The sequence below is a fragment of the Clostridium sp. genome (assembly GCF_051278035.1).
Lineage (GTDB): Bacteria > Bacillota > Clostridia > Clostridiales > Clostridiaceae > Clostridium_AD.
The window spans coordinates 1-7,144 of the sequence record NZ_JBNMNU010000201.1 but is presented as its reverse complement, the minus strand read 5'-3'; the positions used below and the strand labels follow the sequence as shown (position 1 = coordinate 7,144).

General features: G+C 30.9%; 10 protein-coding genes. All 10 read left to right on the top strand.

The window, feature by feature from the left end:
- Positions 1 to 247: hypothetical protein (locus tag ACJAX4_RS20595; RefSeq protein ID WP_435791308.1), on the top strand; the 247-nt coding region annotated here is incomplete at its 5' end.
- Positions 248 to 494: 247 nt separating this feature from the next.
- A complete protein-coding gene (locus ACJAX4_RS20590) occupies positions 495 to 761 on the top strand; it encodes a hypothetical protein (protein WP_435791307.1) in 267 nt (88 codons plus the stop codon).
- Between the two features lie 567 nt (positions 762 to 1,328).
- Complete coding sequence (gene ltrA / locus ACJAX4_RS20585) at positions 1,329 to 2,690, top strand: group II intron reverse transcriptase/maturase (protein ID WP_435791306.1); 1,362 nt, start codon at positions 1,329 to 1,331, stop codon at positions 2,688 to 2,690.
- 185 nt (positions 2,691 to 2,875) lie between these two features.
- Entirely contained in the window at positions 2,876 to 3,418 is a 543-nt protein-coding gene (locus ACJAX4_RS20580) for a GNAT family N-acetyltransferase (RefSeq protein WP_435791305.1), read from the top strand.
- Positions 3,419 to 3,460: 42 nt separating this feature from the next.
- Entirely contained in the window at positions 3,461 to 4,084 is a 624-nt protein-coding gene (locus tag ACJAX4_RS20575; protein ID WP_435791304.1) for a GNAT family N-acetyltransferase, read from the top strand.
- A gap of 42 nt (positions 4,085 to 4,126) precedes the next feature.
- On the top strand, positions 4,127 to 4,792 hold the full coding sequence (locus ACJAX4_RS20570) for a DUF5412 family protein (protein ID WP_435791303.1): 666 nt from the start codon (positions 4,127 to 4,129) through the stop codon (positions 4,790 to 4,792).
- A 78-nt stretch (positions 4,793 to 4,870) separates the two neighbouring features.
- On the top strand, positions 4,871 to 5,329 hold the full coding sequence (locus ACJAX4_RS20565; protein ID WP_435791302.1) for a hypothetical protein: 459 nt from the start codon (positions 4,871 to 4,873) through the stop codon (positions 5,327 to 5,329).
- 238 nt (positions 5,330 to 5,567) lie between these two features.
- A complete protein-coding gene (locus ACJAX4_RS20560) occupies positions 5,568 to 6,044 on the top strand; it encodes a GNAT family N-acetyltransferase (RefSeq protein WP_435791301.1) in 477 nt (158 codons plus the stop codon).
- Positions 6,045 to 6,345: 301 nt separating this feature from the next.
- Positions 6,346 to 6,696, top strand: a complete 351-nt coding sequence (locus ACJAX4_RS20555) for a hypothetical protein (RefSeq protein WP_435791300.1) — start codon at positions 6,346 to 6,348, stop codon at positions 6,694 to 6,696.
- Between the two features lie 185 nt (positions 6,697 to 6,881).
- The gene (locus tag ACJAX4_RS20550) at positions 6,882 to 7,040 is read left to right on the top strand and encodes a DUF2691 family protein (protein WP_435791299.1); all 159 of its coding nucleotides are present in this window, start codon (positions 6,882 to 6,884) and stop codon (positions 7,038 to 7,040) included.
- Positions 7,041 to 7,144: the final 104 nt, after the last annotated feature.

Genomic DNA, 7,144 nt, shown 5'->3' with positions numbered 1-7,144 from the left:
TATTAGTTGTATTGCTTTACTATCTATTAATTTTCCAAACAGAGATGGTAGTAAGATTGAAGATAGGTCCAGTAGAATAATAATTAAATCAACTGAAAAAGGGTATATTCCAGATATTAAAGAATCTTCAAATGACGAAGGTATAAGGGTAGTAATACCAGCAATAAATGGTGAATCCGAATTTCCAGTACAATTACTACCTGTACCTGACGTTAATGCGCCTATAGTAATTAATCCTTTATCATAAGAAAAATGTATTAATATCATTATATAATTAATGAATAAGTTTCCTGTATTACGCAAAAGAGCGGAAATGCTCTTTTCTATTTTTTAAGGCTGCTACAGTAATCATAACTATAAAGTTTTGATTACTGTAGCAGCCTATGTGCATTTGTAAAAATGGTTTTTTATGGTATGATTTAAGAGACAAGTTGTTTCGGGATTGTAAAATATGGCGGTGCAATATTTAAAATTATAGAAGGGGGGACATTACTTTGAAAAAAAATCTTTGTGCTTTTTCAATTGTTTTTTTAGGTTTATGTATGGTTTTAAGTTCTTGGTTCATCTCTCAATCATTAAAAACCAACACAAATAATGAAACTAAATCGCTTCAACAGGTACAAAATTCAAACCGTTATGAGTACATACAAGTAGCAGGAAATTATTATATAATATTAGATAGACAAACAGGTAACTATTGGGGGAATTTAAATGGCGAGTGGAAAGAGACTACACTACCTATTTCAACTCAAGCAAAATAGTGTTCATCACTAAAAATAATGTTACGTTAGAAAGAAGATAGTATGGTTTTTGTCGCCATTTTCTAATATTGTTCATCTATCTTAAAACTACAATAGATGTACGCCAAGCGAAGCTTGGTATTTCTGATAGAGTGAAAGTCTCTATAGGACAGGGTCTAACCAACCAACCTTATCGAGTGTTGCGCCGAAACTGGTAACAGATAGGTGAAGTGTACACAGAGTAACATGTAGGCCATAGGGAAAACCGTAATTCCTGAAGCATATTCAGCTCCGTTAATAGTTGAGTCTGGAAACAGACTTTAAAATACAGATGACGACATGTTATCTATCATGGAAGTCAATATAATAATATCGTAATTGGTGAGATATTAGAGGGTCTGTCGGAGTCCAAGGACATGGCATGTATGTAGAGAAATATCTAAGAACTTGGGAGAACCTATAGATTCCAATGCAAATTGGTAGGTCTCTCCAATGGAAAAAGAGGATGACCAAAGGTTTATAGGAAGTCGGATTCACCCGTAGTACTCTGAGGACGGGAAAGCCGTCTACGTGGGGAAGGAGTGGACAATGAATATGTACCTTGAAAAGGAAACATTAACCAGACATGTAGGACTGGAAAAATTAATGCAAACCTCACTACAAGGAATAGAGCAGAAGGCAAAACAAAACAAAGAACATAAATTTTCTAATTTATATGAATTGCTAAATGAACAAGCTTTAGGTTATGCATGGAAAACCATCAATAAAAAAGCGTCAGCTGGAGTGGATAAAATAACAGCAAAAGAATATGCTGAAAACTTAACTGAGAATATAAGCGAAATAGTTGATGCGTTAAAGAATAAAAGATACCATGCTAAGTTAGTAAAGCGAGTAGAGATTCCGAAAGGAAATGGTAAAAAGAGACCGTTAGGTATACCAAGTGTCTCTGATAAAATACTGCAAAATGCAGTAACTATGATACTGAAAGCGATATATGAACCGGAATTTTTAGAAAGTAGCTATGGATATAGACCTAATGTAGGTGCTGGAAAGGCAGTCAAAGACCTTACAAAGGAACTGCAATTTAGCAAGTATAGTTTTATAGTAGAAGCTGATATTAAGGGTTTTTTTGATAATATTGACCATGACTGGCTATTAAAAATGCTTGAATATAAAATTAATGATAGAGCATTTATAGGCTTAATCAAAAAATGGTTAAAAGCAGGGATATTAGATGTAGATGGATTAGTTAAACATCCTATTACAGGTTGTCCACAAGGTGGGAATATTAGTCCAACTTTATCTAATATATATCTTCATTATGTTTTAGACTTATGGTTTGAAAAAGTAGTAAAACCAAAATCAGAAGGTGAAGCGTATATATGTCGGTATGCAGATGATTTTGTATGTGCATTTAGATATAAAAGAGATGCTGAGAGATTCTATAATGAACTGCCCAAAAGACTAAGGAAATTTGAATTAGAACTATCTCTTGAAAAGACTAATATTATAAGTTTTTCAAGATTTAGAAAGCAAGAAAAGACCTATTTTGAATTTTTAGGTTTTGAGTATAGATGGGGAGTTTCATACCTGGGAAAAGATATTATTAAAAGAAGAACTTCAAGGAAAAAATTAAGGCAATCTCTCAATAATATGAAAAATTGGTGTAAAGGTATAAGAAGTAAGAGATTAGTTGCCATAATAAAATTACTTAACTCAAAACTTAGAGGATATTATAACTACTATGGGGTAATAGGTAATTCTAAAGACCTTAATGGCTTCTATCGAATAACAATGGAAACATTGTATAAATGGTTAAATAGAAGAAGTCAAAGGCGTAGCTTTATTTGGATTGAATTTAAGAAGATGATAAAAAGGTATGGAGTGATAACTCCAAGAATCACAGAAAGTACAAATCATCAGATTAGGTTTGATATATGTTTTGTCTGATTACGGATTCGAATATTCTGAAGAGCCCGGTGCGGTAGTTCCGCACGCCGGGATTCTGTGCGGGGGACGTGGAGTAATCCACGCCTACTACCGTGACGAAGAATCGTAAAAAAATATGAAATAACATTTTGAACAAAATTAATACCTTACTTTATTAATTTTTGCTAATTTATAGGAGGGTAACTATGCTAAATGGAAATACTGTAATAATAAGACCAATAGAAAAGGGTGATTTCGAACTTTTTTATTCATGGATACAGAGCCAAAAATGTTTAGGTAATTTTATGGATATGGAGATGGTATATAAAGATAGTTTTTTAGAATCTCTTGAAAAAAGCACAAAAAATGTCGCTAGATTCTATGGAATAATTGAGGACAAGGAAGGAAAGTCAATAGGTGTAGTAGACTCTATAGAAGTTTTAGGAAGTATTACTACTCTTGAAATAGGCTTATTAATAGCTGAAGAGTCATCAAGAGGTAAAGGGATAGGAATAGAATGCATAAGGCTGTTTGTTAATTATCTTTTTAAAACTAAAAATATAATGAGAATCCAGTATACAACCAGAACTGACAATTTGGGTATGAAAGCTATTGGAGAAAAGACTGGATTTAAGCTAGAGGGAATATTAAACAAATATAAGTTTGCTGAAGGAGAGTTTAGAGATTATTACTTAATGGCTATTACTAGAGATAACTGGAGTTGTATAAATAATGACATTAACACGTAACATTCATAAATTTTGCAACGACTATGGTTAGGAGGGTAGAGTATGATTGATGGGAAAAATGTTTTTATAAGACAACTTGAATTAGGGGATGAGGAGTATTTATATAAGTGGTGGAACAATGGGGATATGATGGGACATGCTACCCATGCCTTTGGAACATTACAAAGCAAAGAAGCAATACGTATCAATATCCTAAAAGAAATCGAAAATTCTAATGTATTTCCAGATAGAAAAAGATTTATAATATATAAAAGGGAAGGGAATAAACCTATTGGAGAGATGAATTATTGTGACTGGGACGCACGAAATCAAAAGTGCGAATTTGGAATAAAGATTTGTGAAGTTGATGAACAAGGAAAAGGCTATGGAAAAGATTCATTATTTCATTTTGTAGACTTTTTATTTAGATTTTTCAATTTGAATAAAATTGAAATCACAACAATGTTAGACAATCAGAAAGCACAGAGTCTATACAAAAGAATGGGGTTTAAAGAAATAGGCGTAATTAGACAAGGATACTTTGATAGTAGGAAAGGTGACTTTCAAGATGTTGTATACATGGATTTATTAAAAAATGATTGGGTTAAGACTAAAGGCAATCAACTGGAATTGATGAACAATAGTGAAATAGGGCGTCATAGTAAAATTAATTTTCAAATATATTAGTGGTTTATTGATAGTTTAATGATAGTTTATAAGGGGGACTAAATGTATTTAAAAAAATTGATTCATGAAAAAATTTGGATTTTAGGAATAGTACTATTGATTTGCAGTGTATTGACTTTAAACAGTTTATATTTTATATCTAATGTTGTACAAAATATTTATTATGGTGTATATGTTGTTTTGTCAATTATAACTATTACAATTATTCGTAATCATTATTCTTTAAATATTCATAATGGTTTCTTTATACTATTCAATATGTTACTTATATATGTAACATATATATCATATCTCAATCACTTTATTGCTCTACCGTTATTTTTGATATTTCCATCATTATTGATATTCCCGCTATTACGCTCCAAAAAATCTCATGGTATATTTAAACTTTTTTCTGATTTTTCATATATTCTACTTTTAATTATAATGTTTGTGTTTCTGTTTGTAAGATTAATTTTTACATCTGTAAAGTTAGTTAAGACGTTAGATTCACCAAATAACAAACAAATGATTGAAGTATACTCTATAAACAATGGTGCTGTTGGTGGCTCTACTCATGTATATTTAGCAGAAAAATATTGCTACTTATTTAAGAAAAATAGACTTATTTACTCTGGTAATTATGGAGAAGGTGAGGATGTTGTTAAGTGGAAAGACATTAATCATGTCCAAATTGATAGTAAGACTATAGATATTACATCCCAGTAACATATTTATGTATTGTTCATAAGCACCGACACAAGGGTATAAAAGTGCGACGCAAGATTTATGAGAGGGGGTTTAAAAATGGGAGACAATAGAACATTATCTGGCATATTTGTTATTTTATCTATTGTAACCTTTATTGCTTGTTTATTATTAAATTTTGTAGAGTTTCAAGATGGCAGTTCAGCATCAATAAGAAGTGTGATTATAACATTTTGGTATGCAACTGTTTGGATTTTGGTTTTAGTAACTGGAATAAAAGGCAGAAATCGTGGAGCAGTGAAGTATTGTTCAGTATTTTGTGTTATTACATTTATAACCTCGATAACAGTGTTGTATGGGAGCGTGGTTGATACTGTAGGCGGGGCTGGTTGGCTATTCCCTCTAATGCTATTGTTCTTAGGGCAGTGGCATGGGCTTAGATTCTTTATGCATAGCAATATCACTTACTTTACACTAATTGCAGTAATATCTTTAACAATATTAGTAATTGCTGTTATATGGCTTAAACGAAATAAAACAAATCAGAATATTATATAATTTCATCAAGTCGTTTTGTTCAAATATTACGCAAAAGAGCAGAAATGTTCTTTTCTATTTTTTTTTTGGACTATATTGATACCGTAACTATTAAGTTTTGATTATGGTAGCAGCCTATATGAATTTGTAAAATGGTGCTTTATGGTATAATTTAAGAGACAAGTTGTTGTGGAATTGTAGAGAACTGCGTCACAATGGTAATCTATTGTGAAGATTATTATTTAAATGGAGGGAATATATGCTAGAAATAACAATTAGAAATTTTTCTATTGATGATTTTGAGGGCTTTAATATTTTAATGAATCAAGTGCATAGATTGCATATGGACAGTAGACCAGATTTTTATAGAAAAACTGATGAACCAATTTCTAAAAAAGATTTTTTAAGCATTGTACATGATAGTAATACAATATCAATTTTAGCTGAAATTAACTATATTATTGTAGGCTTATGTATTATTTCAATTAAACCAATATCAACTAATACATCTTTAGTTCCAAGAAGAGTTGCTTATATGGAAGATTTATGTGTTTCTCAAGAGTATAGAAAACAAGGCATTGGCAAAAGATTATTTAATGAAGCAAAAAAATGTACTTTAGAATTTAATGTGGATTGTTTAGAATTAATGGTATGGGCATTTAACAAAAATGTAATTGAGTTCTATGAAAATCAAGGAATGGAAACTCGAAGTAGAATTATGGAAATGAAGTTATAAAAGCTGAAAACAAAAAATACTTTAGTACTTCATAATATTCTTTTATGACGACACAACAATATTATTAACTTAAGCATAAATCTGCACTATATTTGGGTGTGGATTTTTTTGTTGTTAATTAACCAACTACGTCCTATAATAGCCAGTAGCAAGCTCAGGCAAGCCTTCACAAATACCCCAGGGGTGCTTATTTTTACATTGATGTAAAAATAAGCTGCTAGAAAAGCTATTAGGAATAAAAATTTATAGTAAGGAGAATAATTAGTAATGGTATTTATATAAGGAGATAATGTGAAATATTATGAAAGATAATAAAATAATTAGAGTAGTGTTAGTATTAGCTATAGCTTTTGCAATAAGATTTATTGGAATAGACCGTATTCCGCCTACGGCAATTGTGGGAATATTCTTATTTGGGATGATTTATTTCATGTGGAATATTTTTAGAGTGAAAAAAGATAAATACTATATAATTTTTGCATTAAATTTAATTGCACTTTCAGGAAATACTATTATTATGTATACAGTCAAAAATAAATACCCGCAGTATATGTCAGTTTCAAGACCTATATTTATACCGATTTTTCTAACTTTATTGGTTTCAACCTTTATTTCTGTTATTATTTGGTCAATTGCAAGCAATAAAAAATAATACAGTAGTATTTTAATCCCAACATATTATTTTAATAAGTTAGTTCGCATGTTTCTTAAGAGGCGACACAAGTAGAAGACTCATATTAGCAAAGGAGTGGGTCTTTGATATAGCAGTTTAATAGTAGAATACGATTGGGCATTAGCACCTTTAATAGGCTGATTTGAGAACGGGTTATTTATGATTTGAGGAAAGGCGGTTGGAGCATATTGAGAGGTATCAAGTTTGAAATTCCAAATTCATGGGGTTCGTTTATAAGTGAAATATTAAATGGAATATGTGTGGAGCAGTATGTTTGGAAAATTAGTGAAGACCAAGTATATCTGAGTACTCACGGAAACTAATAAATAAAACTTGAATTTGTATGGAGTCGTCTAGAACTATAAATTTTATGTTAAGAGAGCAAGTAGCGATAAAAATAGGTATAGCAAACAAGCCTGCACGATGC